General features: G+C 71.7%; 17 protein-coding genes and 1 other RNA gene. 15 read left to right on the top strand and 3 right to left on the bottom strand.

The window, feature by feature from the left end; genetic code table 11:
• Positions 1 to 324: 324 nt before the first annotated feature.
• Positions 325 to 4167, bottom strand: a complete 3843-nt coding sequence (locus ACFRFC_RS04080) for an FHA domain-containing protein (protein WP_382681202.1) — start codon at positions 4165 to 4167, stop codon at positions 325 to 327.
• A 702-nt stretch (positions 4168 to 4869) separates the two neighbouring features.
• Here ACFRFC_RS04080 and ACFRFC_RS04075 point away from each other — a divergent pair.
• The 4 genes from ACFRFC_RS04075 to ACFRFC_RS04060 all read left to right on the top strand — a co-directional run bounded on the left by ACFRFC_RS04075 (position 4870) and on the right by ACFRFC_RS04060 (position 10360).
• Positions 4870 to 6633 carry a protein kinase gene (locus ACFRFC_RS04075; RefSeq protein ID WP_382681206.1) on the top strand — a complete coding sequence of 588 codons (1764 nt, stop codon included), beginning with the start codon at positions 4870 to 4872 and terminating at the stop codon, positions 6631 to 6633.
• A 206-nt stretch (positions 6634 to 6839) separates the two neighbouring features.
• On the top strand, positions 6840 to 8072 hold the full coding sequence (locus tag ACFRFC_RS04070; RefSeq protein WP_382681208.1) for a serine/threonine-protein kinase: 1233 nt from the start codon (positions 6840 to 6842) through the stop codon (positions 8070 to 8072).
• Between the two features lie 201 nt (positions 8073 to 8273).
• Positions 8274 to 9380 carry a peptide chain release factor 2 gene (gene prfB / locus ACFRFC_RS04065; RefSeq protein ID WP_382681210.1) on the top strand — a complete coding sequence of 369 codons (1107 nt, stop codon included), beginning with the start codon at positions 8274 to 8276 and terminating at the stop codon, positions 9378 to 9380.
• A gap of 335 nt (positions 9381 to 9715) precedes the next feature.
• Positions 9716 to 10360, top strand: a complete 645-nt coding sequence (locus tag ACFRFC_RS04060) for a hypothetical protein (protein WP_382681213.1) — start codon at positions 9716 to 9718, stop codon at positions 10358 to 10360.
• A 132-nt stretch (positions 10361 to 10492) separates the two neighbouring features.
• On the opposite strand, the gene ACFRFC_RS04055 is transcribed toward ACFRFC_RS04060, so the two are convergent.
• Positions 10493 to 10684: a hypothetical protein gene (locus tag ACFRFC_RS04055; protein ID WP_382682053.1), complete on the bottom strand. Its 192-nt coding sequence runs from the start codon at positions 10682 to 10684 to the stop codon at positions 10493 to 10495.
• A gap of 266 nt (positions 10685 to 10950) precedes the next feature.
• Between ACFRFC_RS04055 and ftsE the strand changes: the two genes are divergently transcribed.
• From ftsE to ssrA, 5 genes are all read left to right on the top strand, one after another.
• A complete protein-coding gene (ftsE, locus tag ACFRFC_RS04050) occupies positions 10951 to 11640 on the top strand; it encodes a cell division ATP-binding protein FtsE (protein ID WP_382681216.1) in 690 nt (229 codons plus the stop codon).
• 47 nt (positions 11641 to 11687) lie between these two features.
• Positions 11688 to 12605: a permease-like cell division protein FtsX gene (gene ftsX / locus ACFRFC_RS04045; RefSeq protein WP_382681219.1), complete on the top strand. Its 918-nt coding sequence runs from the start codon at positions 11688 to 11690 to the stop codon at positions 12603 to 12605.
• A gap of 67 nt (positions 12606 to 12672) precedes the next feature.
• On the top strand, positions 12673 to 13836 hold the full coding sequence (locus ACFRFC_RS04040; RefSeq protein ID WP_382681221.1) for a S41 family peptidase: 1164 nt from the start codon (positions 12673 to 12675) through the stop codon (positions 13834 to 13836).
• Positions 13837 to 14047: 211 nt separating this feature from the next.
• Entirely contained in the window at positions 14048 to 14527 is a 480-nt protein-coding gene (smpB, locus tag ACFRFC_RS04035; protein WP_382681226.1) for an SsrA-binding protein SmpB, read from the top strand.
• A gap of 169 nt (positions 14528 to 14696) precedes the next feature.
• Positions 14697 to 15065, top strand: a transfer-messenger RNA (tmRNA) gene (gene ssrA, locus ACFRFC_RS04030).
• A 93-nt stretch (positions 15066 to 15158) separates the two neighbouring features.
• On the opposite strand, the gene ACFRFC_RS04025 is transcribed toward ssrA, so the two are convergent.
• A complete protein-coding gene (locus tag ACFRFC_RS04025) occupies positions 15159 to 16550 on the bottom strand; it encodes an MFS transporter (RefSeq protein ID WP_382681228.1) in 1392 nt (463 codons plus the stop codon).
• 96 nt (positions 16551 to 16646) lie between these two features.
• Here ACFRFC_RS04025 and ACFRFC_RS04020 point away from each other — a divergent pair, with 96 nt between their 5' ends.
• The 6 genes from ACFRFC_RS04020 (at position 16647) to ACFRFC_RS03995 (ending at position 25545) form a co-directional block, all read left to right on the top strand.
• Positions 16647 to 17612: a LysR family transcriptional regulator gene (locus ACFRFC_RS04020; RefSeq protein WP_382681231.1), complete on the top strand. Its 966-nt coding sequence runs from the start codon at positions 16647 to 16649 to the stop codon at positions 17610 to 17612.
• Between the two features lie 324 nt (positions 17613 to 17936).
• Positions 17937 to 19271: a hypothetical protein gene (locus ACFRFC_RS04015; RefSeq protein WP_382681233.1), complete on the top strand. Its 1335-nt coding sequence runs from the start codon at positions 17937 to 17939 to the stop codon at positions 19269 to 19271.
• Positions 19271 to 21475 carry a glycosyltransferase gene (locus ACFRFC_RS04010; RefSeq protein ID WP_382681235.1) on the top strand — a complete coding sequence of 735 codons (2205 nt, stop codon included), beginning with the start codon at positions 19271 to 19273 and terminating at the stop codon, positions 21473 to 21475. The genes ACFRFC_RS04015 and ACFRFC_RS04010 overlap by 1 nt, the downstream gene beginning before the upstream one ends.
• A 416-nt stretch (positions 21476 to 21891) precedes the next feature.
• A complete protein-coding gene (locus ACFRFC_RS04005; protein ID WP_382681238.1) occupies positions 21892 to 23106 on the top strand; it encodes an acyltransferase in 1215 nt (404 codons plus the stop codon).
• Positions 23107 to 23326: 220 nt separating this feature from the next.
• Positions 23327 to 23956 carry a hypothetical protein gene (locus ACFRFC_RS04000; RefSeq protein ID WP_382681241.1) on the top strand — a complete coding sequence of 210 codons (630 nt, stop codon included), beginning with the start codon at positions 23327 to 23329 and terminating at the stop codon, positions 23954 to 23956.
• Positions 23957 to 24156: 200 nt separating this feature from the next.
• Complete coding sequence (locus tag ACFRFC_RS03995; RefSeq protein ID WP_382681244.1) at positions 24157 to 25545, top strand: nitrate/nitrite transporter; 1389 nt, start codon at positions 24157 to 24159, stop codon at positions 25543 to 25545.
• Positions 25546 to 25574: the final 29 nt, after the last annotated feature.

The raw sequence follows: 25574 nt of genomic DNA, 5'->3' as shown, positions 1-25574 counted from the left end.
TCTCGTCGAACGTTCGCTACGTGCGGTTTGGTTTACGCCGGGCGCCAGGGGTCGGCAAGAGCGGGCGCAGTGTCAAGAGCACGATCGTGACCGCGTCGTGACTGTGCGGGCTACGGGGCTTGACGGTGGGGGTGATGGGGTCTGGCGGGTTCTGACGGGGTGGGGACAGCTCGCCCGCGGGGGCGGCGTATCGAGGCCCTGCGAGGGCGATGGCCCGCACCGTGGACAGGCGTCTCCGGCCATGCGCGACCGCCCCTGCGGCGTGGGCCGCCCCGCCGCACCCGACCGACGAGGGCAGTCACCGTCACCTCGAACCCACCGCCCCTACAGCAGCGAAGGCACCTCCGGCGCCGACACCTCCCGTGCCGCCCGCTCCAACGCGCTGGCCAGCAGGGCCAGATCCGTCGGCCCGTTCCCCAACTCCCGGACCGGGCGGCGGGTCGGCGGGTCGCCCGCCCGCTCCCACTCCACCGGCACGACCGTCGGGCGCAGGGTCGCCGTGCGCGGGATACGGCCCGTCACCCGGCCGCCCTGGAAGGCGGTGACCCGGCCGTCGCCCGCCGTGAGGCCGCCCCGCCCCGGCGCGGGCTCCTCGGGGCCCGCCACGGGTGCCTCAAGCTCCACTCGCAGGGCCGCCCGCCGGACCGGCTCGGTCTCCGCCGTACGGCCGCCCGGGTGCGCCGCCGTCACCAGGTGCACCCCCAGCCGCTCGCCCTCCCGCGCCACCGCCTCCAGCGCGCGCATCACCGAGCCCGCCGCCGGGCGGCCGGGTGAGCCCAGCGCGGGGGACACGAGCGCGTCCAGATCGTCGACCACGACCACCAGCCGGGGGAGCGGCGGCGAGGGCTCCGACTGTCTGCGCGCCGCCGCGGGCCGCAGCCGCAGCGTCCTGCTGGGCGGCGTGTCGATGTCCCCGGACCCCGACAGAGATCCGGAACCCGACAAAGATCCGGACCCCAGCGAGGACCCGGACCCCGACAAGAACCCAGAGCCCGACAATGACCCGGAGCCCGGCAAGGATCCGGAATCGGACCCCGGCGAGGATCCGTACGCAGGCCCCGGCGCGGACAAGGAGCCCGACCCCGCGTCGCCGCTCTCCGGGGTGCGCTGGGGCACGATCCGGCCCGGCATCGCGTGCCCGGCCCGCCCGCCCTGCCCCGGCTCACCCGCGTGCCAGCCCGTGAAGTCCGTACGGCCCACCAGTTCCGCCCGCCGCTTCAGCTCCGCCGACAGCGACTGGGCGAACTCCCGCATGCGGACCGGGTCGTTGGCCGTCAGATGGGTCGTGACATGCGGCAACTCGGTGCAGACCCGCAGACCGTCGCCGAGTCCCTCGCCCGCCCCCACGCCGTCCCGTCCGTCTATCAGGATCATGCCGAGCCGGTCGGGGCGCTCGGCCGCCGCCAGCGAGGCCACGACCGCCCGCAGCAGCTCCGTACGACCGCTGCCCGCCGGCCCCTCGATCAGCAGATGCGGGCCCTCGGCCACCAGGTCCACGCCGACCGGCCCGCGCGGCCCCGCCCCCAGCACCGCCCACGCGCGCCCACCGACCGCCTGCCGGTCGTCGGCCGCGTCCGCCCAGCGGGCCATCAGGGACGCCGGGGTGGCCCGCGCCAGCCCCAGCTCGTCCAGCAGCCGTGCCGTCTGCGGCAGCGGAGCCGACACGCGCGCGTGCCGCTCGCCGCCCGTGCCCTCCGGCCGCAGTGGTGCCAGCGCCCGCGCGAACCGCTCCGACCAGGCCGGGGACACCGCGTCCACCGCGCCCAGCGTGCCCTGTCCCACCGGACCGCGCCCCTGGCCGCCCGACGCCACCCGCAGCAGCCGCAACGCCGTCGCCACATCCCCGCCGAGCAGCGCCACCGCCCCGCACTCCCGGAACAGCGGCACCATCGCGCACGCCGCCTCGAACGTCTCCGTCACCGGCGACGAAGGTGCCGCCGCCGCCGTCTCCGCCAGGCACAGGACATGGACACCGGCCCGGGGCCCCTCCACCGACAGCCGCGCGAGCGCCTCCTGGATCCCGGAGCCGCCGGGATCGCCGTCCACCACGACGACCGTGTACGGCCCCGGAACACCGCCCCCGACGGCGTCCGGCGTGTCCCTCGCCCAGGAAGGCCGGTTGGCCGCACCCGGACCACCGTTTCCGTCGCCTTCGCGCGCGGGGACGTCGTACCGGAGCGTGCCGTCCGCGAGCCGGTCCTCCAGTCGCCGGAGCAACTCCTCCGTCCGCGCGGTCGCCTGTTCGCGGTCGTAGGCGAGGAGCAGCCGGCAGTCCTGGCCGTGGCGCGGGCGGACGTGGGGGAGCCAGCCGAGCCAGGACCACTCGGCGATACGGTCGTGCACCGGGCGCGCGCGGTCCGCGCTGATCAGGACGATCTCCAGGCCGTCCGGCGAGTGCAGCGCGGCCAGCTGGGCCAGCACCGCGCGGGCCAGCCCGGCCAGCCGGGGGCGCGGTCCGGCCAGGCCCAGCGCGCCCGCCTCGCGCAGATCGGCGGTCACGGGTACGGCGGGCAGCAGGCCGGAGCCGTCCGGCGCGGCCCGGTCGGTCGTGCCCAGCCGGACCGTGAGCGCCTCGGGGTGGCCCGGTGAACGCTCCCACAGGCGCGGGCCCGGTCCCAGCGCGGTGAGCAGCAGCGCCGCCGGGTCCGGCCAGGTCTCCGGCGACGGGAAAGCGACGGTGGCGGCGGAGGCGTGGGTGGCGGTGGCGGCGTACGGGGATGTCCCGCGCGCGTGGGGCGCCTCGTCGCCGTACGGATCGATGCCGTCGGTCCCGCCCGGCTGCGGCTCGCCCTTGCCCCCGGCCAGCCGCCGCGCCCACGCGGAGAGGCCGCCGCGCCTGCGTACGCCCGGTGCGGGGGCGTCGGTGTCGCGGAGCGGCGTGTTCCGGCGTCCGCCTACGGGGCCGTCCACAGGGCCGTCGACTGGGCCCGGACCGGGTCCGGTTCCGCCCGTCGCGGGGCCGTACTCGCCCGCGTATCCCGTAGCGGCGGCGTCGTACGTCGCGGTGAAGTCCCCGCGCCCGTCCCGCACCGGACTCCCGCCACCGCCGCCATAGCCCGGCGCCCCCGCGCGCGTGCCCATCCCCAGCCCCGCCCCGTGCGTGTCGCCCTCGCTTCCGCCGGAAGGGCCACCAGGGCGTTCACCAGCGCGTTCACCGGGGCGCTCACCAGCGCGGTACCCGGGCTGACCGCCAGAGGCCCCGCCCAGGAGCCCACCCGCGGATCCCCCCGTGGAACCGCCCGCAGACCCGCCCGTAGAACCGTCCGCAGCCCCGCCCCCGCCCCCATGCCCACCCCGTCGGCCGTTCTCGATCCGAGGTGCCCCGCTCTGCCCCGGCACGATCGGCGGTGCCACGGGCGCGTGCTCCTGGGCGCCGGGGGAGTCCCACCCGGCCGTGGTGTGCGCCACCGGCGTGTCACCGCCCGGGGAGCCCGCCCCGGCGACCCGCGGTGCGCTGCCCACGGGGTCCGTGGTCGGAGCCCCGGGGTCCGGGGTCCCCGTCGCGGGCGACACGCGCACGTACCCCTCCCCGTCCGGCTCCGTGCGCAGCCGCGCGCCCGGCCCGCCCGGCGGAGCGATCCGCAGGGCCGACTCGCCTATCCGCAGCAGCGCGCCCGGCGCGAAACGCACCGCGCGCGTGCCGACCCGGCGGCCGTCCAGCGCCGTGCCGTTCGTGGAGTCCAGGTCGGCCACCGCCGCGCGGCCGTCGGCGGCGAGGGTCACCGCGCAGTGCAGCCGGGAGACGTCCGGGTCGTCGAGGGGCACGTCGGCGTCGGCGGAGCGGCCGACGGTGACCTGCCCGCCGTGCAGCAGATGGACGCCGCCCGCGTCCGGGCCCGCGATGACGTCCAGGCGGGCCGGGGCGTCGGCCAGCTCGGGATGCGGCTCGGGGTCGGCCGGGGCGCCCACGGACAGCACGGAGCCGTCGACCAGCGGCGGCTCGCCCAGGGTGCAGCGCTGGGCGTCCAGTCGCTCCGCGCCCGCGAAGAGGACCACCGGCCCGCGATCGGCGCCCGCCTCCCCCGCGACCGCCGACGCCAGGGCCGAGGCGACCGCCGACAGGGCCGTCCCGGCCGGTGCGGTGACCAGCACGTCGCAGCGCGCGGCGCGGCCACGGGCCTCGGAGGGCGGGCCGAGCGGGTCTACGACGGTCAGCCGGATCTGCATCGCCGTCAGCGGTCCCTTCTGCGCGGGCGCCCACGGGACGGGTCGGGCCGAACCGCGGTCCCCCACCGCGGACTTCCCCCCACCGCACGAGCACGTCGGCCAGTACTGACCCGCATCCTCGCACCTGCCACTGACAACGCGCCCGCCGCCCACCGTCAAGTGATCTTGATTGGTCGGCTCTGCCCGCAAAAGTGCCTGACCCATGCTCGGCCCTGGACCGATTGAGGTCGGCTTGGGACCGACTTGAGATCGGTCACGTCCGCCTTCGGCAACCAAGCGACCGACCCGAGCGTCTTTCCGTCGAACACGAGCGGGAATCTCTGTCCCTGACCGGAAATCTCCGTCGGGCCCCGCGAACCGTTCCGAGCACCACACCCTCGAACCGTTCCGAGCACAGCCTCCATCCGCTCGGAACACAGCCTCCACCCCGCTCCGAGCACAGCCTCGAAACCGCTCCGAGCCCCCATGGCGACCGAATGACGACCGAATGACGACCGAATCAGACGACCACAGGACGACCTGACCACCACAGGACGCCGACCTGACCCACCCCCAGGCCGACCGGCCAGACCACACACGGCACCCCGGCGGCGGGCAGCGCGGCACTACAGTGGGTCGGAACACCCGTAGCACACCCCACCACGGTGTACGGACCAGGCAAGCAGGCAAGTAGCAGCCAGCAAGCAGCAGGGAGCGCATGACGTGCGGCCGGTAGGCAGCAAGTACCTCCTGGAGGAGCCGCTCGGACGCGGCGCCACGGGCACCGTCTGGCGCGCCCGCCAGCGTGAGACAGCGGGTGCCGAGGCGGCCGTGCCCGGCCAGCCCGGGGAGACCGTCGCGATCAAGGTCCTCAAGGAGGAGCTGGCCGGCGACCCGGACGTGGTGATGCGCTTCCTCAGGGAGCGTTCCGTGCTGCTCCGGCTCACCCACCCGAACATCGTCCGGGTGCGCGACCTGGTCGTCGAGGGCGATCTCCTGGCCCTGGTCATGGACCTCGTCGACGGCCCCGACCTGCACCGCTACCTGCGGGAGAACGGCCCGCTGACACCGGTCGCCGCGTCCCTGATGACCGCCCAGATCGCCGACGCGCTCGCCGCCAGCCACACCGACGGCGTGGTCCACCGCGACCTGAAGCCGGCCAACGTACTGCTCAAGCAGTACGACGCCCAGATGCACCCGATGCTGACCGACTTCGGCATCGCCCGGCTGGCCGACTCGCCCGGCCTGACCCGCACCCATGAATTCGTCGGCACGCCCGCGTATGTGGCGCCGGAGTCGGCCGAGGGCCGCCCGCAGACCTCCGCCGTCGACATCTACGGCGCCGGGATCCTGCTGTACGAGCTGGTCACGGGCCGTCCGCCGTTCTCCGGCGGCAGCGCGCTCGAAGTACTGCACCAGCACCTCAGCGCCGAGCCGCGCCGCCCCTCGACCGTCCCCGAACCGCTGTGGACGGTCATAGAGCGCTGCCTGCGCAAGAACCCCGACGAACGGCCCAGCGCCGTGAGCCTCGCGCGCGGGCTGCGCGCGGTCGCCGACGGCATCGGGGTGCACGCGAACTCGGCGCAGATCGCCGCCGCCGAGGGCGTCGCCGCGCTGCTCGCCCCCGACCCGTCCCCGGCGGCCGTGCCCGGCACGCCCGGCGCGGCCGACCCCACCCAGGTGCTGCCGCACAGCCCGGCGGGCGCCTACGACCCCGCCGCCGCGACCAGCGTGCTGCCGCACACCGGCGGGCCGTCCGGCGCCGCCGACCCCACCGCCGTACTCCCGAGCACCGGTGCGGCCGACCCGACGGCCGTCATGCCGCCGATGCCGCCGAACCAGCCCGGCACCCCGCCGCAGGGCGATCAGCCGCACCCCTGGCAGAACCAGATGCGCGCCGCGCGGGACCGCAACGAACAGACGCAGGTCCAGTACCTCGACCCCAGCCAGGACCCGCTGCGCCGCCGCCCCCAGCGACAGGTCGCCCGCCCGCAGCAGCAGCCCCACCAGCCACAACCTCACCAGCCCCAGCCCCACCAGCAGCCCCATCAGCCGCAGCCCCGGCCGCAGCAGGCCCCGCCGCCCGGATACGGCTATCCCCAGCAGCACCAGCCCCAGCAGCAACATCTGCCCCAGCACCAGCCGCAGCACCCGCCCCAGCAGTACGCGCCCGCGCCCCCTCAGCCACAGCAGCCCCAGCCGCAGCGGTACGCCCCGCCGTCGCCGCCGCAGCAGACCCGCCCGCCGCGCGAGCCGCGCCAGCGCAGCTCCAGCCCGATGCGGATCCCCGGCCTGGGCTGCCTCAAGGGCTGCCTCTTCACCCTCGTCATCCTCTTCGTGGCCGGCTGGCTGGTCTGGGAACTGAGCCCGTTGCAGGACTGGATCGGCACCGGCAAGGGTTACTGGGACCAGCTCACGGACTGGTTCACCGCGGTGACGGGCTGGATCGGCGACCTGGGCGGCGGCAGCTCGGGCTCTGGGGCCTGAGGGGGATGCGACAGACCCCAGGGCGGCCGGCGAAGGCCCTGACGTCACGCCACCGGCCCCAGCCGGGGCCCCGCCCCCGCCACGCTTCGAACACACACGAGTCCATCTCTTTGTCGACATCTGGTGGGTGATTTCCGCCTCCGCGGTGAAGGTCGGCGCGTCGGACGCGTAGTTTTGGGCGACAACCCGCGTCCGTAGGAGCAGTCTTGGCACGGAAGATCGGCAGCCGGTACACCGCGAACCAGATCCTGGGGCGGGGCAGCGCCGGCACGGTGTGGCTGGGCGAGGGACCCGAGGGACCCGTCGCCATCAAGATGCTCCGCGAGGATCTCGCCTCCGACCAGGAGCTTGTCGGGCGCTTCGTCCAGGAGCGCACCGCGCTGCTCGGTCTGGAGCACCCGAACATCGTCTCGGTACGGGACCTCGTGGTCGACGGCAACGATCTCGCGCTGGTCATGGACCTGGTCCGCGGCACCGATCTGCGCACCCGGCTGGAGCGCGAGCGGCGGCTGGCCCCCGTGGCGGCCGTCGCGATCGTCGCGGACGTCGCGGAGGGACTCGCGGCGGCGCACGCCTCAGGCGTCGTCCACCGTGACGTCAAGCCCGAGAACGTCCTGCTGGACATGCAGGGACCGCTCGGCCCCGGCGGCTCGCACCGCGCGCTGCTGACCGACTTCGGCGTCGCCAAGCTGATCGACACCCCGCGCCGCACCCGCGCTACGAAGATCATCGGCACGCCGGACTATCTCGCCCCGGAGATCGTCGAGGGCCTGCCGCCGCGCGCGGCCGTCGACATCTACGCCCTCGCGACCGTCCTGTACGAGCTGCTGGCGGGCTTCACCCCGTTCGGCGGCGGCCACCCCGGCGCGGTGCTGCGCCGGCACGTCACGGAAACGGTCGTTCCGCTTCCGGGGATCCCCGAGGAGCTGTGGCAGCTGATCGTCCAGTGCCTGGCGAAGGCCCCGGCGTCCCGGCTGCGCGCCTCGGAGCTGGCGGCGCGGTTGCACGAACAGCTGCCCTCGCTGGCGGGACTGCCGCCGCTGGACGTGGACGAGCCGGACGCCGAGGCGGAGGAGCCGCCCGCGCCCGACCCGGCGGGGGAGCGGCCGGCGCCGGTCGCGCGCGAGCGCCGGGGCTCCGTACCACTGGTCCCCGGCGCCAAGCCGGACTCCAACCGGGACACCCACACCTCGATGCGGGTACCGGCGCCCGACGAACTGGCGGGGGGCGCGCACGGTACGGCACGGGTGCCCAGGGCGCCGGGTGCGCCCCGGCCGGGTTCCGCGCGCAACCGGGTCGCCACGCGCCGCCGCCGGGTCGCCCTGGGCGCGGCGGCCGTGGCGGTGGTCGCGGCGGTGGGTGTCGGTACGTGGCTGGCCACCGCCGACAGCGACGCGACCCCGGGCGACACCGAGCACTCGGCCCCCGCGACCCCTTGACCCTCCCCTCCCCTACGCCCCTCTTCTCTTCCTCCCTTCCTCCTCGCCCTCGACCACCAGCCCGTCCGGCGTCTGAGGGCAAGGCCCCTTCAGGGCCGAAGGGGGGTCCGGGGCGCAGCCCGCAGGTGCCCGCCGCCCCCGGGCAGACCGGGGCTGCACGCCCGGCGCGGGTCTTCCGGCGGAGCCGTTACGCTGGGGTACGTGGCAGTCGTCGATGTTTCCGAAGAGCTGAAGTCCCTCTCCTCGACCATGGAGTCGATCGAGGCCGTCCTGGACCTCGACAAGCTGAGGGCAGATATCGCCGTGCTCGAGGAGCAGGCGGCGGCGCCGTCCCTGTGGGACAACCCGGACGAGGCGCAGAAGATCACCAGCAAGCTTTCCCACCTCCAGGCCGAGGTCAGGAAGGCGGACACGCTGCGCGGGCGGATCGACGATCTTGCGGTGCTGTTCGAGATGGCCGACGAGGAGGACGACCCGGACACCCGCGCCGAGGCCGAGTCCGAGCTGACCGCGGTGCGCAAGGCGCTGGACGAGATGGAGGTCCGCACCCTGCTGTCCGGCGAGTACGACTCTCGTGAGGCGCTGGTGAACATCCGCGCGGAGGCCGGTGGCGTCGACGCGGCCGACTTCGCCGAGAAGCTCCAGCGCATGTACCTGCGCTGGGCGGAGCAGCGCGGATACAAGACGGAGATCTACGAGACGTCGTACGCCGAAGAGGCCGGCATCAAGTCGACCACCTTCGCCGTGCAGGTGCCGTACGCGTACGGCACGCTCTCCGTGGAGCAGGGCACGCACCGGCTGGTGCGGATCTCGCCCTTCGACAACCAGGGCCGCCGCCAGACCTCCTTCGCGGGTGTCGAGGTGCTCCCCGTGGTCGAGTCGTCCGACCATGTCGAGATCGACGAGTCCGAGCTGCGGATCGACGTCTACCGGTCCTCCGGACCCGGCGGCCAGGGCGTGAACACCACCGACTCGGCCGTGCGCATCACCCACCTGCCGACCGGCATCGTCGTCTCCTGCCAGAACGAACGCTCGCAGATCCAGAACAAGGCCACGGCGATGAACGTCCTCCAGGCCAAGCTGCTGGAGCGCCGCCGCCAGGAGGAGCAGGCCAGGATGGACGCCCTCAAGGGCGACGGCGGCAATTCCTGGGGCAACCAGATGCGTTCGTACGTCCTGCACCCGTACCAAATGGTCAAGGATCTGCGGACCGAATTCGAAGTGGGCAATCCCGAAGCCGTGTTCAACGGCGAGATCCAGGGCTTCCTGGAGGCCGGAATTCGCTGGCGCAAGCAGCAGGAGAAGTAGCGCCGCGCGCGGCGCGCTCCTGGACGCAGCTTTGTCGACAAGGCAACTGCCGCCTTTCCGGTGGCAGTTGCCTTTCGTTTGCCCTCGATGTCTGGCTTTTACATCACACTCACACACCGCTCCGCCTGGCATTCGCGCCGTATCAGGACATCGCGTACGCAACGGCCTTGACGTTGCTGTGAAAAATCGGAAGGGTGAAACGTGGCATGCGTTTTCTCTGGGGCGCATGTGAACCGGGGGTTCTCGCACGGCGACCTCTGTCGATCACGGCCCCGAGCGCCCGCCTCACTTGGCGATGAACTACGGACGATGAACTACGTGGGGGTAGCAACTACATGACGAAGAAGACACGGATGCGTGTCGCACGCGTGGCGGCGGGCGTCGTGATCGCCGCCGGTGCCTCGCTGACCGCCGCTGGGGTGGCCTCCGCCGCGGACGAGGAATGCGTGGTCGGTGTCCTGTGCGGCAGCAACGAGACGACGCCCCCGCCCGTGGACCCGACTCCGCCCGTGGACCCGACCCCGACGGACACGGGCCTGCCGACCGACCCGCCGGAGCCGACGGACGAGCCCACGGAGCCCACCGAGGAGCCCACGGAGCCCACGGAGGAGCCGACCACCGAGGAGCCCACGGAGCAGCCGACCGAGGAGCCGACGGAGCAGCCCACGGCGGACCCCGGTGACGACGGCGACGACGGCGACGACAACGGCACCGGTGGGGGTGGCGTCGGTGACAACACCGACCTCAACGGTGGCTCCGGCCAGTCCGCGCAGAACCAGGGCACCTCGTCGCTGACCGACACCGGTACGCAGGTGCCGGCCGGCAGCACCGTCCCGCAGGGCGGTGGCGACGAGCTGGCCGAGACCGGCGCCATGGAGACCACCTTCCTGGTGATCGGCGCCGCGACCATGATCGTCGGCGGTGTCGGCTTCCGGGTGCTGCCGCGCCTGGTGGGCGGCCGTGGCGGTGCGGCGGCCTGATCATCGCCGTCTGATCACGAAGGGCCCGGAGCGGCTGCTCCGGGCCCTTCGTACGTCTGTGCATGAGGCTTCTGTGCGGTACGTGACGCGTCTGTACGGTCCGTACCGTCTGTACGTCTTTAGATGTCCCGTTTACGCGGCCTGGTGCGCCAGCAGGGCCGCGGCGGCGATCAGTAGCGCCAGCAGTGCGATCAGGGTCATCGGGTTGAGGCCCGCGAAGAGATTCTCCTGCCGCAGTCGCTGGCGGTTGGCCCGGCAGACGGGGCAGCGGCCCTCGCTCACGGGCGCTGCACAGTTCCCGCACACCAGCCGGTCGTACGTCATGCGCTCGCCCTCCTCACGGGTTCGTTCCACTCGGTTCAACGGTGGTGAGTCCATGAACGTTCCCCACTCCACTGTGCCAGGTTCCGCCCGGTGGTGCGTCCTGTGGCTCCGAGCGGGTGTCCCGCGAGGGGTGCGGGAGGCCCCGCCGGAAAGTCACCGGCGTACAAAAGGCACAAGCCTCGCGCAACCGGGACCGGTGACTGCGGGGGTGTGCCCCGGTCGCGTATGGTCACGCACATCTACCCCCGGCGACCCGTGGTGCATCCGTGATCCGATTCGACAATGTCTCCAAGGTCTACCCCAAGCAGACCCGCCCCGCACTCAGGGATGTGTCCCTGGAAGTGGAGAAGGGTGAGTTCGTGTTCCTCGTGGGGTCCTCCGGCTCCGGGAAGTCCACCTTCCTGAGACTGGTCCTCCGTGAGGAGCGGTGCAGCCACGGTCAGGTGCACATCCTGGGCAAGGACCTCGCCCGGCTGTCCAACTGGAAGGTGCCGCAGATGCGGCGCCAGCTGGGGACGGTCTTCCAGGACTTCCGGCTGCTGCCGAACAAGACGGTCGCCGAGAACGTGGCCTTCGCCCAGGAGGTCATCGGCAAGTCGCGCGGCGAGATCCGCAAGTCCGTGCCGCAGGTGCTGGAGCTGGTCGGGCTGGGCGGCAAGGAGGACCGGATGCCGGGTGAGCTGTCCGGTGGTGAGCAGCAGCGTGTCGCCATCGCGCGTGCCTTCGTCAACCGGCCCAAGCTGCTGATCGCCGACGAACCCACCGGCAACCTCGACCCGCAGACCTCGGTCGGCATCATGAAGCTGCTCGACCGGATCAACCGGACCGGTACGACCGTCGTGATGGCCACACACGATCAGAACATCGTGGATCAGATGCGCAAGCGCGTCATCGAGCTGGAGCAGGGCCGCCTCGTCCGAGACCAGGCCCGCGGCGTCTACGGCTACCAGCACTGACCGCCACCGCCCCCGCTGACGTCCACGGAAAGGCTTAACCAGACGCCATGCGCGCCCAGTTCGTTCTGTCGGAGATCGGCGTCGGTCTCCGCCGCAATCTGACGATGACCTTCGCGGTCGTCGTCTCCGTCGCCCTGTCCCTGGCCCTGTTCGGCGGTTCGCTCCTGATGAGCGATCAGGTGAACAGCATGAAGGGCTACTGGTACGACAAGGTCAACATCTCGATCTTCCTGTGCAACAAGGCCGACGCCGAGTCCGACCCCAACTGTGCCAAGGGCGCGGTCACCGAGGACCAGAAGAAGCAGATCCTCGCCGACCTGGACAAGATGTCGGTGGTCGACACGGTCACCTTCGAGTCGCAGGACCAGGCGTACAAGCTCTACAAGGAGCAGTTCGGCGACTCCCCGCTGGCCAGTTCGCTCACGCCGGACCAGTTGCAGGAGTCGTACCGGATCAAGCTGAAGGACCCGGAGAAGTACCAGGTCGTCGCGACCGCCTTCAACGGGCGGGACGGTGTGCAGTCGGTGCAGGACCAGAAAGGGATCCTGGACAACCTCTTCGAACTGCTCAACGGCATGAACTGGGCCGCGCGGGCGATCATGGCCCTGATGCTCGTGGTCGCGCTCATGCTGATCGTGAACACCGTGCGCGTCTCCGCGTTCAGCCGGCGGCGGGAGACCGGGATCATGCGGCTGGTCGGCGCCTCCGGTTTCTACATCCAGGCGCCGTTCATCATGGAGGCCGCGGTCGCCGGGCTGATCGGCGGGGCGGTCGCCTGCGGCTTCCTGGTGACCGCGCGGTACTTCATCATCGATCACGGCTTCGCGCTGTCCGAGAAACTGACCTTGATCAATTTCATCGGCTGGGACGCCGTCCTCACCAAGCTGCCGCTGATCCTCGCGACCAGCCTGCTGATGCCCGCCTTCGCCGCGTTCCTCGCGTTGCGCAAGTACTTGAAGGTGTGACACACGCCCCCAGGGCCGTACGGGCAACCGCCCGTACGGCCCTTCGCGTTGTCCTAGACTCACCGCCATGTCAGGCCGTGACCTGTTCTGTCAGCCCCGCCGCCTCCGCCGCGGGGCCGCCCTGACATTGGTGTTCGCGAGCGTGCTGGTGGCGGGCGCCGCGACCGGCTCGCTGCCGGTGGCGGCGCCCGCGGCCCCGGACCCCGGCACCACCCGCGCCGCCGCCCCGGCCGGCCGGCACGGCGTCGCCGAGGCCGCCGCCGAGGCCATGGCCGAGGGCGAGTCCCCGGTGGAGGCCGCCGAGCGGGCCGTCAGCCGCAGCGGGGAGCGCTGGGACGCCGTGTACACCGAGGGCGAGTACGCCGAGTTCGAGGAGGCCCTCGACGGCGAGTACACCGGCGTCGGCGTGTTCGCGCGGCGCGAGCCGGACGGCCGGATCGAGGTGACCGAGGTCAGCACCGGCTCGCCCGCCGCCTCCGCGGGCATCCGCGCGGGCGACCGGCTGGTGAGCGTCGACGGGCGGAGCGTCGCCGGCCTGCCGGTCACCGAGGTGGTCTCGCTGTTGCGCGGCGACGCCCAGGACGCGGCTGTCGGGACGAGCGTCCGCCTGGGACTGGAACGCGGCACGCGCGCGTGGGAGCAGATTCTGCACCGCGCCAAGCTGTCCACCGACTCGGTGACCGTCAGCGAGCTGCCCGGCGGGGTCACCGTGATCAAGGTGGTCGCCTTCACCAAGGGCTCCGGCGACGCCGTACGGGACGCCGTGCGGCAGGCCCCGGACGGTACGGGGGTCGTGCTCGACCTGCGCGGCAACTCCGGCGGGCTGGTCACCGAGGCCGTCACCGCCGCCTCCGCCTTCCTCGACGGCGGCCTGGTGGCCACGTACGACGTCGACGGCGAGGAGCAGGCCCTGCACGCCGAGACCGGCGGTGACACCGCCCGGCCGCTGGTCACCCTGGTCGACGGCGGCACGATGAGCGCGGCCGAGCTGGTCACCGGGGCCCTCCAGGACCGCAGCCGCGCGGTCGTCGTCGGCTCCCGCACCTTCGGCAAGGGCTCCGTGCAGATGCCGACCCCGCTCCCCGACGGCTCGGTCGCCGAGCTGACCGTCGGTCATTACCGCACCCCGGCCGGCCGCGGCGTCGACGGCCAGGGCATCACGCCCGACCTGGAGGCCGACGCGGAGGCGCTGGAGCGGGCGGAGACGGTGCTGACCGGGCTGGGGCGGTAGCTGTGGGGGTGGTGGGGCGCCGGGTGGGTGATCGAACGATCTGATCGTTCGTGCTCGTGCTCGTGCTCGTGCTTGCGCTCGTGCTTGCGCCGGTGCCGGTGCTTGCGGCTGTTCCTGTGGCCGAGGTCGAGGTCGTGCTTGCGGTTGTGCTTGCGGTCGTGCTTAATCGCTTCCCGGGCACCCCCTCCCTAGTGCGAAAATGGGCGGCACTATGGCTAAGGAAAAAGGGCGCAAGCTGATCGCGCAGAACAAGAAGGCGCGGCACGACTACCACATCCTTGACACCTACGAGGCCGGACTGGTCCTCACCGGTACCGAGGTGAAGTCGCTGCGCCAGGGCCGGGCCTCGCTGGTCGACGGGTTCGTCCAGCTCGACGGGCACGAGGCGTGGCTGTACAACGTGCACGTGCCGGAGTACACCCAGGGCACCTGGACCAACCACAGCGCCCGCCGCAAGCGCAAGCTGCTGCTGCACCGGGTGGAGATCGAGAAGCTGGAGGCGAAGTCGGGCGAGACCGGGCACACCATCGTGCCGCTGGCCCTCTACTTCAAGGACGGCCGCGCCAAGGTGGAGATCGCGCTGGCGCGGGGCAAGAAGGAGTACGACAAGCGGCAGACCCTGCGGGAGAAGCAGGACCGGCGCGAGGCCGACCGCGCGGTGTCGGCGGTGCGGCGGCGGCAGCGGGCGTGAGCCGCCGCCCGGTGCGGTGACCCGCTGGTCGCGGCCGTCCGCCGGGCGCTGTCACCCGTTGGCCGCCGTCGCCCGCCGGTCGCCGGGAATACGCTGGCATGGCGCTGTGCTGATCCCGTACGATGGCAGAAGCGCCGCCAAGACGGTGCGTCGATTGAAAACACCACATGGGGATGATCGGTTTCGACAGCGGTTGTCGAAGCAGGGGAAGCGTGTCGAGGAAGCGGCAATGATCTCGTAAACCACAGGCCGAAAAAAATAATCGCCAATACCAAGCGCGATTCCTTCGCCCTCGCTGCCTAAGTAGCGACTTGCGAAGTGTCAGCCCGGGGCTGTTCCCGACCCGGATCCTGGCATCAGCTAGGGAACTAAACCTTGATCCCGGTCACGGGGTGAAGAGGGAAATCTAACAGTGACTGAGCCCGTCGGAGACTTGTCCGCGTGATCTCCGGGGCTGAGAAAAGCGCAGCGGACTGCACACGGAGAAGCCCTGATTCCGCACCGTTGGACGCGGGTTCGATTCCCGCCATCTCCACGATCTCCATGACGAAGGCCCGGTGGTCATTGACCACCGGGCCTTCGGTGTGTCCACAGAGCTGTGCTGTGTTATCAGAGCTGTGTCCGCAGACGGCTACCTGCCTGGACGCAGGGCCAGCAACAGAGCGATCGCCGCCGCTGTGGCCGGCAGGCCGTAGCCCGCCGTCGGGGACAGGTGTTCGGCGACCCAGCCGCCCACCGCCGCGCCGCAGGCGATACCGCCGAGCAGGCCGGTGACGGCGAGCGTCATGGCCTCGTTCAGGCGGTCGGCGGGCGCGCGCCGCTGGATCAGGGTCATGCCCGTGATCATCGTCGGGGCGGTCGCCATCCCGGCGATCAGCAACGCGGCGGCCACCAGCAGGAGCGAACCGGTCAGGGACGCGGCGAGCGGAGGGAGGAGGAGCAGCGCGGTCATCGCGGCGATGCACCACGGGTAGCGCTTCTCGGCCGGGCCGGTCAGCCGCAGCGCCCCGAAGGCGAGGCCCGCCGCGCACGAACCGGCCGCCTGGAGCCCCAGCACCACGCCCGCCGCCACCGGATGCCCGGCCGCGTCGGCGAATGCCAGGGTGACCACCTCCATCGAACCGAACACCGCGCCCATGGCCGGACAGATCACCAGCAGCGGCACCATGCCGGGCGCCCGCAGCGGTGAGCCGGACGCCGTCGCCGGGCGTGGCGGCGGTTCGGTCGAGCGCTGCGCGGCGAACAGCAGCACGCCGCTCACCAGCAGCACCACCCCGGTCAGCGTGCCCGCCTCCGGGAAGAACGTCCCGCACAGGAACGCCGCGAGCACCGGCCCCAGCATGAAGCTCAGCTCGTCGGCGGACTGCTCGAAGGAGTTCGCGGTGTGCAGCGCCTCGGGGTCGTCCGCGAGCAGATGCGCCCAGCGGGCCCGGGACATGCCGCCGATGTTCGGCGTGGTCGCGGTGGCGGCGTACGAGGCGAACAGGGTCCAGGCGGGGGCGTCGTGGCGGACGCACAGCACCAGGGCCAGGCTGCCGAGGACCGCGCAGAGCGTGGCCGGTACGGCGATCCGGGCCTGGCCGTGGCGGTCGACGAGCCGGGCCGTCCAGGGGGCGGCGAGTGCCGTCGCGGCGAGGCCGGTCGCCGTGACGGCTCCGGCGAGCGCGTACGAGTCGCGCGTTCCGGCGATCATCACGACCGCGCTCACACTGAACATGCCCATCGGTAGCCGGGCGAGCAGATTCCCGGCGGTGAAGGCCCGAGTGCCGGGGCGGGCGAAGAGCGTGCGGTACGGGCCGGGTGGGCGGTGGAGGTGGCGGTGGCGGTGGCGGTGGCGGTGGCGATGATGCTGGGTGTGGGTGTGGGTGTGGGTGTGGGTGTGGGTGAGGGTGAGGGTGCGCGGGCGGAAGTCTGCGGCTATGAGCGTGTCGGATGTGACGGTGAGGAGTGGAGCGGTGTGGGCGGCGGGCGCGGCTGCGGAGTTCCCCGGGGGTCGGCGGTCGGCGTACGGCGGTTGCGGCATGGGCATCACGGTCGCCCGCGCTTGATCGTTCGGTCCAACACCTTCTGATCGAATATTCACGCGCCTTGGTTGTGAATCGTGGGCTACGTTGCGCGGATGCCCGCCGATCTTGACCCCAGGCTGTTGCGCGCCTTTGTCGCCGTCGCACAGGAACTGCACTTCACCCGTGCCGCCGCGCGCCTGTATGTGGCACAGCAGGCGCTCAGCAGGGACGTACGGCGGCTGGAGCGGGAGTTGGGCGCGGAGTTGTTCGTACGAACAACCCGGCAGGTGACATTGACCGGGGACGGTGAGCGGCTGCTGCCGTATGCGCGGCGGGTGCTGCGGGCGCAGGACGAACTGCTCGCGGCGTTCGCCCCGGCCCGGCCGCTGCTGGTCGATGTGAACTCGCCCGGCCTCGGTACGGCCCGGCGGGTGCTGCACCGGGCGCGCGAACTGGAGCCGGACCTGGAGCTGATGGCCCGCTACGAGAGTGGGCTGACCTGGGCGGCGGGAGAAGTGCTCGCGGGGCGGCTGGATGCGTCGTTCGGGCGGTTCGCGGGGCTGGACCCGGTGCTGCGGGCCGGGCTTGAGCAGCAGCCGGTGCGGTACGAGCCGATGGCCGTGCTGCTGCCGCGGGGGCATCGGCTGGCCGGCCGCGACCGGGTGCCGCTCGCCGAGCTGGCCGGGGAGTCGGTCTACGCCGGGGACGGGAATCCGCGCACCCCGGAGTGGACCGATCTGGCGCGTCGCCTGTTCGAGGGACGGGGGATCGAGGTCGCGTCCCCCTATCCGCTGGCGATCGGCGAGGAGGAGTTCGAGCGGGTGATGGCGAAGACGGGCACCCCGATCCTCGTCGTGGAGGAGTTTCCAGCCATGGCCGGAACCGTGCATCGGCTGTTGATCGATCCGGTGCCGTTGTCGCCGGTCTCGCTCGTCTGGCGAAAGGGCCTGGTGCATCCCGGGTTGACCGCCCTCCGCCGGGCAGCCGCGCAGCTCGGAGCGGAGAAGGGGTGGCTGCGGCGGCCTGCGGGGGGATGGATTCCGGCCAACGATCTGGACGTGATGAACGTCCACGACTGACACACGGCGAACACATATCCCGCGCGTGCGCTACATTCATCGCGCGAGCACGGTGTGGTAATGGGGGCGCTGGAACCGGGTGGGGGCCTGGTTCGGTCGACGGGTGCTCGGGGTCGTCCGCGCTTCCGGAACTGTCCCGTGGGGGGAAGTGCGTACGTGAACAAGTGGCGAGAAGACGCCCAACCGGAATGGCCCGAGCCTGTGGCCAGGACGGGGGAGATACCGGCCACGGGAGGAACCGGCCGGGGCTCCGGGGGCGAAACGGACGGTGACGGGTCCGGGGGCAAGCCGGAGACCTTCCGGGCGTTCGAGCCGATGCGGGCCATGCCGTCGACGCGGCCGTTGCCGCCGAAGCGGATGGATGGGGTGGACCAGGCGGCCTTCGCCGACGGCCCGGACGGTCTCACCGACCCCCTCGGCTCCGCCGACACTGTCGGCTCCGCGGACCCCACTGGCTCCCCCGACCTCTCTTCCGGCTTCTCCTCCGGCTTCACCTCAGGTGGGACCGAGGCGCTGACCGCTGGTGACGACGCCGTGGCGACCGGGCGGGCCGGTGCGGCCACGCCGTCCGTCGGGTCGTGGGGGGTTCCGCTCACCGGTGCCACCGAGGTGCTGCCGCCCACGGATGCCGGACGGCCGTACACCGGATCGGGCGACGAGACCGCCGTACTCCCGCCGGGTGGGCCGGGTGGGCCGACCTCGCCGGGCACCGCCGCCGCGCACTCCCACGATCCTCATGAGGTGACCGTCCAGCTGGACGCGGTGCAGCTCGGGGCCGGTGGGGTGGTGCGGGCGGCGCCGGGGGACGGGCACGACGGGGGCGACGGACCGGTGTTCGTCGACGAGAGCGGGCGGCGCAGCCGTCGGTTCCGGCGGATCGGCATCGCCGTGGCCATGGCCTGCGCGGTCTACGCGGTCGTCATCGTCGCCACGCTGGTGTCCGGGAACTCCGACGCGCCCTGGCTGCCCGTGCCGGGGCAGCAGGACGAGCAGCCGGCCGGGCAGGTCGACACCACCCCCGCGCCCGTGCGGTCGGCCGAGTCCGCCGACCCCGGCGTGAGCGCGCCCGAGGATTCGCCGTCGGCGAGCGAGGACACGCTCCCCTCGCCGGACACCGGCCCCACCGCGTCCGACGAGGCCACCGCCTCCGCCGACCCCGACACCTCGGTCACGCCCGAGCCGCCGCCCCGGACCGGCGGCGAGACCACGCCGGGCACCGGCCCGACCGACCCGGATCCGGAGCCGTCGCTCCCGGCCAGCAGCCCGCCCGAGCCGGGCGGGTCCGAGTCGCCCCCGAGTTCGCCCACCGGCCCCACCACCAGCGCGAGCCCCGACGCCGGTGAGGCGGGCGGCGGCGACGGGGGCGCGGGCGGTGCGGCGGCGCAGGGCGGTGTGGCGGAGGAGGTGTCCGCCGATGGGATCTCCGCTGGTGGGGTCTCCGGCGACGGGGTCTCCGCTGATGCGCTCTCCGCTGATGGGATCTCCGCGCAGCGCGCCTCCTACGCGGGTCTCCCCGTCGACCTCGGCCCTTCCCCCGGCCTCCCCCATGACCTTCCCCTCGGCCTCTCCGCCGGTTCCACCCCGCCCGGCGGCTCGCTCACCGCCGTACGGCTCTCCGCTCCCTCTCCTCTCTCCCCGTCCCCGGAGTACGTCCTCTGATGGCCATACGCTCCCGCCGCAGGGGATCCGCCCCCTCCGGCCCACGGCGCCGCCGCCTGCCCATGCGGCTGCTGCTGCCCGCGCTCGTCCTGGTCGCCCTGATGGCGATGCTGATGCTGAGCGGTTATGTGCACAGCGAGATCCTGGCCGATCACCGGGTCCGGGAACCGGTCTCCAAGAGCGAGGTCCCCCAGGACGTCCTCAAGGGCGGCCCGGTGATCGACACGCGTGACGGCCGGATCAGCAGCCTGCGGCTCCCCGACCGTGAACTCGTCCTGACCTTCGACGACGGCCCGGACCCGGTCTGGACGCCGCGCGTGCTCGACGTGCTCAAGAAGTACGACGCACACGCCGTCTTCTTCATCACCGGCACGATGGCCTCGCGCTATCCGAAGCTGGTGCAGCGGATCGTGGACGAGGGCCATGAGATCGGGCTGCACACCTTCAACCACCCCGACCTGTCGTTCCAGTCCAAAGAGCGCATCGACTGGGAACTGTCCCAGAACCAGCTCGCGCTGGCCGGCGCGGCCGGGATCCGCACGTCGCTGTTCCGGCCGCCGTACTCGTCGTTCCCGTGGGCCATGGATAACGAGTCGTGGCCGGTGGCCGAGTACATCGGCAGCAAGGGCTACATCAGCGTCGTCAACGACGCCGACAGCGAGGACTGGAAGCGGCCGGGTGTCGAGGAGATCATCCGGCGGGCGCTGCCGAAGGAGAAGGACCAGGGCGCGATCGTCCTGATGCACGACTCCGGTGGTGATCGTTCGCAGACGGTGGCCGCGCTCGATCGGTACATTCCCCGGCTCCAGGACAAGGGGTACCGCTTCGACACGCTCACCCGGGCCCTGGACGCGCCCAGTGCGCACACGCCTGTCACGGGGGTGGAGGCGCTCAAGGGTGATGCCTGGATCGTGCTGGTGCAGGCGTCCGGGACGATCACGGATGTGCTGGTCGTCGCTCTCGCGGTGATCGGTGTCCTGGTCTTCGCCCGCTTCGGGATGATGCTGATCCTCTCCGTGGTGCACGCACGCCGGGTGCGGCGCCCGAACTTCCGCTGGGGGCCACCGATCACGGAACCGGTGTCCGTGATCGTTCCGGCGTACAACGAGGCGAAATGCATCGAGCAGACTGTTCGTTCGCTCATGGCGAGCGATCATCCGATCGAAGTGATCGTCGTGGACGACGGTTCGACGGACGGCACGGCACGGATCGTCGAGGATCTGCGGCTGCCGGGCGTGCGGGTGGTACGGCAGCTCAACGGCGGCAAGCCGGCCGCGCTCAACCGGGGGATCGCCAACGCCGGCCATGATCTGATCGTCATGATGGACGGCGACACGGTCTTCGAGCCGTCGACCGTACGTGAGCTGGTCCAGCCGTTCGGTGATCCGCGCGTGGGAGCGGTGGCCGGCAACGCCAAGGTCGGCAACCGGGACTCGCTGATCGGCGCCTGGCAGCACATCGAGTACGTGATGGGCTTCAACCTGGACCGCCGGATGTACGACGTGCTGCGCTGCATGCCGACCATTCCCGGCGCGGTCGGCGCGTTCCGCCGCTCCGCCCTGGAGCGGGTCGGCGGCATGAGCGACGACACGCTCGCCGAGGACACCGACATCACCATGGCCCTGCACCGCGACGGCTGGCGGGTCGTCTACGCGGAGAACGCCCGCGCGTGGACCGAGGCCCCGGAGTCGGTGCAGCAACTGTGGTCGCAGCGCTACCGGTGGTCGTACGGCACCATGCAGGCGATCTGGAAGCACCGCAAGGCGCTGGTGGACCGCGGCCCGTCCGGCCGGTTCGGGCGGGTCGGCCTGCCCCTGGTCTCGCTCTTCATGGTCCTGGCCCCGCTCCTGGCGCCGCTGATCGATGTGTTCCTCATCTATGGCCTGGTGTTCGGTCCGACCGAGCGAACGATCGGAGCGTGGGCGGGCGTTCTGCTCGTCCAGGCGGTCTGCGCGGCGTACGCCTTCCGGCTCGACCGTGAACGCATGACCCATCTGATCTCGCTGCCGCTCCAGCAGATCCTCTACCGGCAGTTGATGTACGTCGTCCTGCTCCAGTCCTGGATCACCGCCCTGACCGGCGGCCGGCTGCGCTGGCAGAAGCTGCGGCGGACGGGCGCGGTGGGGCTGCCGGGACCCGGCGGAGACCCCCGGGCAACCGCCCGTCCCCAGGCGCCGGCGGGGCCGCGATCACACCGGCGATGAACGAACGACGCGTCCCAGAGCGGTCGGCGCCCCGCGCGGCGCCCCGCCCCGGCAAGCAACCGACCCACACGTGGCACCACCAGGGCTGACAGGACGTCCCCATGTACGACCGCAAGTACGATCCTCCGCACGGTCAGAGTCCGCACGGTCAGAGTCCGCACGGTCAGAGTCCGTACGATCAAAGTCCGCACGGTCAGGGTCCGTTCGATCAGAGTCCGTTCGATCAGGGTCCGCAGGGCGAAGGCTCGTACGGCGACCGTTCGTACGGCCAAGGTCCGCATGATCAAGGTCAAGGTCTCTACGGCCAAGGTCCGCAGGGCCACTATCCACCGGGCCAGAGTTCGTTCGACCAAAGCTCATTCGATCAAAGCTCGTACGATCACGGCGCGCGGAGCGTTTTCCAGGGATCGCCGGTGATGACGACGCCGGAGCCTTCTCCCGGGGTGGCCGCGCCCGCGATGCCCACCCCTCCTGCCCCCCGCGGCCCCGTCCGCGACCGCTACTTCGACCTGCTGCGCGCGCTCGCCCTCTTCCGTGTCGTCCTCTACCACCTCACCGGCTGGGCGTGGCTGCCTCTGGTGTTTCCGTCCATGGGCGTGATGTTCGCTCTGGCCGGCAATCTCATGGCGCGTTCGCTCAAGCGTCCGCCGTCGCAGGTCATCCGGGGCCGGATCCGCCGGCTGCTGCCCCCGCTGTGGGTGCTGGGCGTGGTGGGCGTGACCGGGATGGTCCTCCAGGGCTGGGGCCCGGACTCCGAGGGGTACCCGGGCTGGTGGTGGTTCCATCTCCTGTACTGGATCTTCCCGTTCAGCGACCCGCCGTACGCCGAGGGGCTCCCCGGCATCCACGGGTTCGTCGGCGAGAACTGGGCGGCGGACTTCGCGGGACCGCTCTGGTACATCCGGGCGTACCTCTGGTACGTGCTGCTCTCCCCGTTCCTGCTGAAGGCGCTGCGGGCGATGCCGGTGGTGACGGTGTTCATGCCGATCGCGCTGGCGCTGGCGTTCGAGCGGGGCTGGATCGTGCTGCCGGGCGAGCGGTTCCCGTCGGCGCTCACCGACTTCAGCACGTTCGGCGCCTGCTGGATCCTCGGCATGGCTCACCAGGAGGGCATCCTCAAACGCCTGCCCCGCTACATCGTGCCGTCCGTGGCCCCGGCGATCGCCTGCGTGGGCCTGTGGTACGCCCTGAACCACGACTTCGGCAACGGCAACGACCTCGACAGCATGCCGCTCGCCCAGGCCCTGTGGTCCTTCGGCACGGTGCTTCTGCTGCTGCACATCAGCCCGTCCTGGTCCGAGTGGCCGAACCGGCTGCGCCGCTTCGCCCGCCCGATCACCCTGCTCAACTCCCGCGCGGTGACGATCTACCTCTGGCACAACATCTGCATCCTCATCATCGTGACCCAGTGGGACCGGCTGTGGGAGATCGACATCATGTGGCAGCACTTCTCGTGGCTCCTGGAGAGCCCCTGGCCGGTGTTCGCGCTCACGTGGGTCCTGATCGGCGTGTGCGTCGTGGCCTTCGGCTGGGCGGAGGACCTGGCGGCGAAACGGCGACCACAGCTGTGGCCGGACGGAAGGGAGAGCGGGGGCCGACGGGCCGGATCGAGGCCGTCCAGAGCCGTCTAGAACTCCTGGTCGAGATCGGTTCCCTCCGGGGCCCGGAAGCAGCCCGCGACGACATCGACCAGCACCTTCGGATTCTTCTGTCTGTTCGCTCAAGTTCATCTGTTCACTCGACTCTCCGCCCCGCCCACACAGGTGTGGATGCGAAGATGCCGTCAACTCCACTGGTACCACTGTGTAGTTGAGAAAATGACATGGGTCGAGCGACGGGGGGAGATCGGCGATGCGCAAGCGGCTGGTCAGGAAGATGTTTCGGGAGATGGCCGGTGGGCGGACCGTATTTCTGCGCGCACAGCTGATGACCTTGACGACGATGGCGCGGCTGGCGTTCTACGCGGAGCAGTTCGGCTATCGCTACGCGGATGCCTCGGGGCACGAAGAGTTCCAGCTGATCCTTGTGCCGGACCCCAGTGCGGAGGGGCAGACGCGGGCCGCGGCGAACTGGGCGCGATATCCGCTGGCCGCGTCGGGCAGTGAGTTGCCCGCACTGGTGGACAAGGACATCCGGCTGTTCAAGATGCGGATCGAGTGGGACATGTACAAGCAGTACAGCCCCTGGCAGAGGCTACTGTTCGCGTTCTTGGGGATCACGCTGCTCTGCGCCATGCCCATCTATGTGTTCCGCGACAACGTGGCTGTAGTCGCCGCCGTCGGGGGATTCTGGGCTTTGACGGCCGGGCTGGGGGTGTTCGCGCTCATCTGGGTCCCCCGGCTCTGGGCGCGGCGGCAAGAGCGGATGCGTGCCGCGGGGCTCATGGCGGTCACCGATGCGCAGGGGCGGCTCAGGTATGTCCCGGACGAGGGGCTTCCGGGTGAGGGGAATCCGTTCGTCACGGGGTCGGCCGGGGCGTAACGGGGTCCGGGCCAGAGGCCGGGGAGGAGAAGAGCGGGACAGAGGGACAGCGGCGCTCTTCTTCTCTCACCCCACCCCCACCCACCGTGAGAGCAACGTTCCTCCCCGGTCACCCCCCGCCACAGCGCCGAAACGACGTCTCCCTACCTTCAGGACTCAGTCGCTCGCAGACCCCGAGCCCCGGAGCCCCTGGAGGCGTCATGACACCCCCGAGTACGGCCCCCGCACCGGCCGCCCCCAGTAGGGGTGGACGGTGGATCCAGCGCTGGGATCCGGAGGATGAAGGGTTCTGGAGGGAGGGCGGGGAGAAGGTCGCCCGGCGGAATCTCGCCTTCTCGGTGCTCTCCGAGCACATCGGGTTCTCCATCTGGACCGTCTGGTCGGTGCTGGTGCTGTTCATGGGGCCCGAGTACGGGCTCACCCCCGCCGACAAGTTCTTCCTGGTGTCGATGGCGACGCTGGTCGGCGCCGTGGTCCGGGTGCCGTACACCTTCGCCGTCGCGCTCTTCGGCGGGCGGAACTGGACCATCGTCTCGGCCGGCGCCCTGCTCGTCCCGACGGTCGTCGCCCTCGCCGTCATGGAGCCCGGGACCTCGTACACCACCTTCCTGGTGTGCGCCATGCTCGCCGGTGTCGGCGGGGGCAACTTCGCCTCCTCCATGACCAACATCAACGCCTTCTTCCCGCTCCGCAAGAAGGGGTGGGCCCTCGGGCTGAACGCCGGGGGCGGGAACATCGGGGTGCCGGTCATGCAGCTGGCCGGGCTCGCCGTCATCGGCGCGGGGGGCGGCCCCCGCGTACTCCTCGGGATCTACATCCCCTTCATCGTGCTCGCCGCCGTCCTCGCCGCGCTGCGCATGGACAACCTCGCGACCCTGCGCAACGACACCGGGGCCGCCAGGGACGCCGTCCGTGACCCGCACACCTGGATCATGTCCTTCCTCTACATCGGGACCTTCGGTTCGTTCATCGGGTACAGCTTCGCGTTCGGGCTGGTGCTCCAGACGCAGTTCGGGCGTACGCCGCTCCAGGCCGCCTACGTCACCTTCATCGGCCCGCTGCTCGGCTCGCTCATCCGGCCGCTGGGCGGGGCCCTCGCCGACAGGTACGGCGGGGCGCGCATCACCCTGTGGAACTACGTCGGCATGGCCACCGCGACCGGCTTCGTCGTGCTCGCCAGCGTCCAGGAGTCGCTGGTGCTGTTCACCGTCGCCTTCATCGCCCTCTTCGTGCTCAGCGGGCTCGGCAACGGGTCGACGTACAAGATGATCCCCGGGATCTTCCAGCGCAAGGCCCTGCGCAAGGGGCTCGACGGGGAGGCGGCCGTCGCGTACGGGCGGCGGCTGTCCGGGGCGTCCATGGGGCTCATCGGGGCCGTCGGCGCGCTCGGCGGACTCGGCATCAATCTCGCCTTCCGGCAGTCCTTCCAGACCGCGGGCTCCGGCACCGGCGCCTTCGTCGCCTTCCTCCTCTTCTACGGGCTCTGCTTCGCCGTCACCTGGGCCGTATACCTTCGACGGCCGGCCGTGCGGGCCGAGGAGCGGGCCGCCGCCGAGCCCACGGCACGGCTCAGCTACGCCGAGGTGTGACGTAACACCGGCGACATCAACCCGAACCG

This window comes from Streptomyces sp. NPDC056734 (assembly GCF_042790455.1).
GTDB lineage: Bacteria > Actinomycetota > Actinomycetes > Streptomycetales > Streptomycetaceae > Streptomyces.
This window is presented reverse-complemented; position numbering and strand designations above follow the sequence as displayed.

Coding starts and splice junctions, on each gene's coding strand:
- ACFRFC_RS04080 (WP_382681202.1), bottom strand. CDS start 4,167: ATGCAGATCCGGCTGACCGTCGTAGACCCGCTCGGCCCGCCCTCCGAG.
- ACFRFC_RS04060 (WP_382681213.1), top strand. CDS start 9,716: ATGACGAAGAAGACACGGATGCGTGTCGCACGCGTGGCGGCGGGCGTC.
- ACFRFC_RS04055 (WP_382682053.1), bottom strand. CDS start 10,684: ATGACGTACGACCGGCTGGTGTGCGGGAACTGTGCAGCGCCCGTGAGC.
- ftsX (WP_382681219.1), top strand. CDS start 11,688: ATGCGCGCCCAGTTCGTTCTGTCGGAGATCGGCGTCGGTCTCCGCCGC.
- ACFRFC_RS04040 (WP_382681221.1), top strand. CDS start 12,673: ATGTCAGGCCGTGACCTGTTCTGTCAGCCCCGCCGCCTCCGCCGCGGG.
- smpB (WP_382681226.1), top strand. CDS start 14,048: ATGGCTAAGGAAAAAGGGCGCAAGCTGATCGCGCAGAACAAGAAGGCG.
- ACFRFC_RS04025 (WP_382681228.1), bottom strand. CDS start 16,550: ATGCCGCAACCGCCGTACGCCGACCGCCGACCCCCGGGGAACTCCGCA.
- ACFRFC_RS04020 (WP_382681231.1), top strand. CDS start 16,647: ATGCCCGCCGATCTTGACCCCAGGCTGTTGCGCGCCTTTGTCGCCGTC.
- ACFRFC_RS04015 (WP_382681233.1), top strand. CDS start 17,937: ATGCCGTCGACGCGGCCGTTGCCGCCGAAGCGGATGGATGGGGTGGAC.
- ACFRFC_RS04010 (WP_382681235.1), top strand. CDS start 19,271: ATGGCCATACGCTCCCGCCGCAGGGGATCCGCCCCCTCCGGCCCACGG.
- ACFRFC_RS04005 (WP_382681238.1), top strand. CDS start 21,892: ATGACGACGCCGGAGCCTTCTCCCGGGGTGGCCGCGCCCGCGATGCCC.
- ACFRFC_RS04000 (WP_382681241.1), top strand. CDS start 23,327: ATGCGCAAGCGGCTGGTCAGGAAGATGTTTCGGGAGATGGCCGGTGGG.
- ACFRFC_RS03995 (WP_382681244.1), top strand. CDS start 24,157: ATGACACCCCCGAGTACGGCCCCCGCACCGGCCGCCCCCAGTAGGGGT.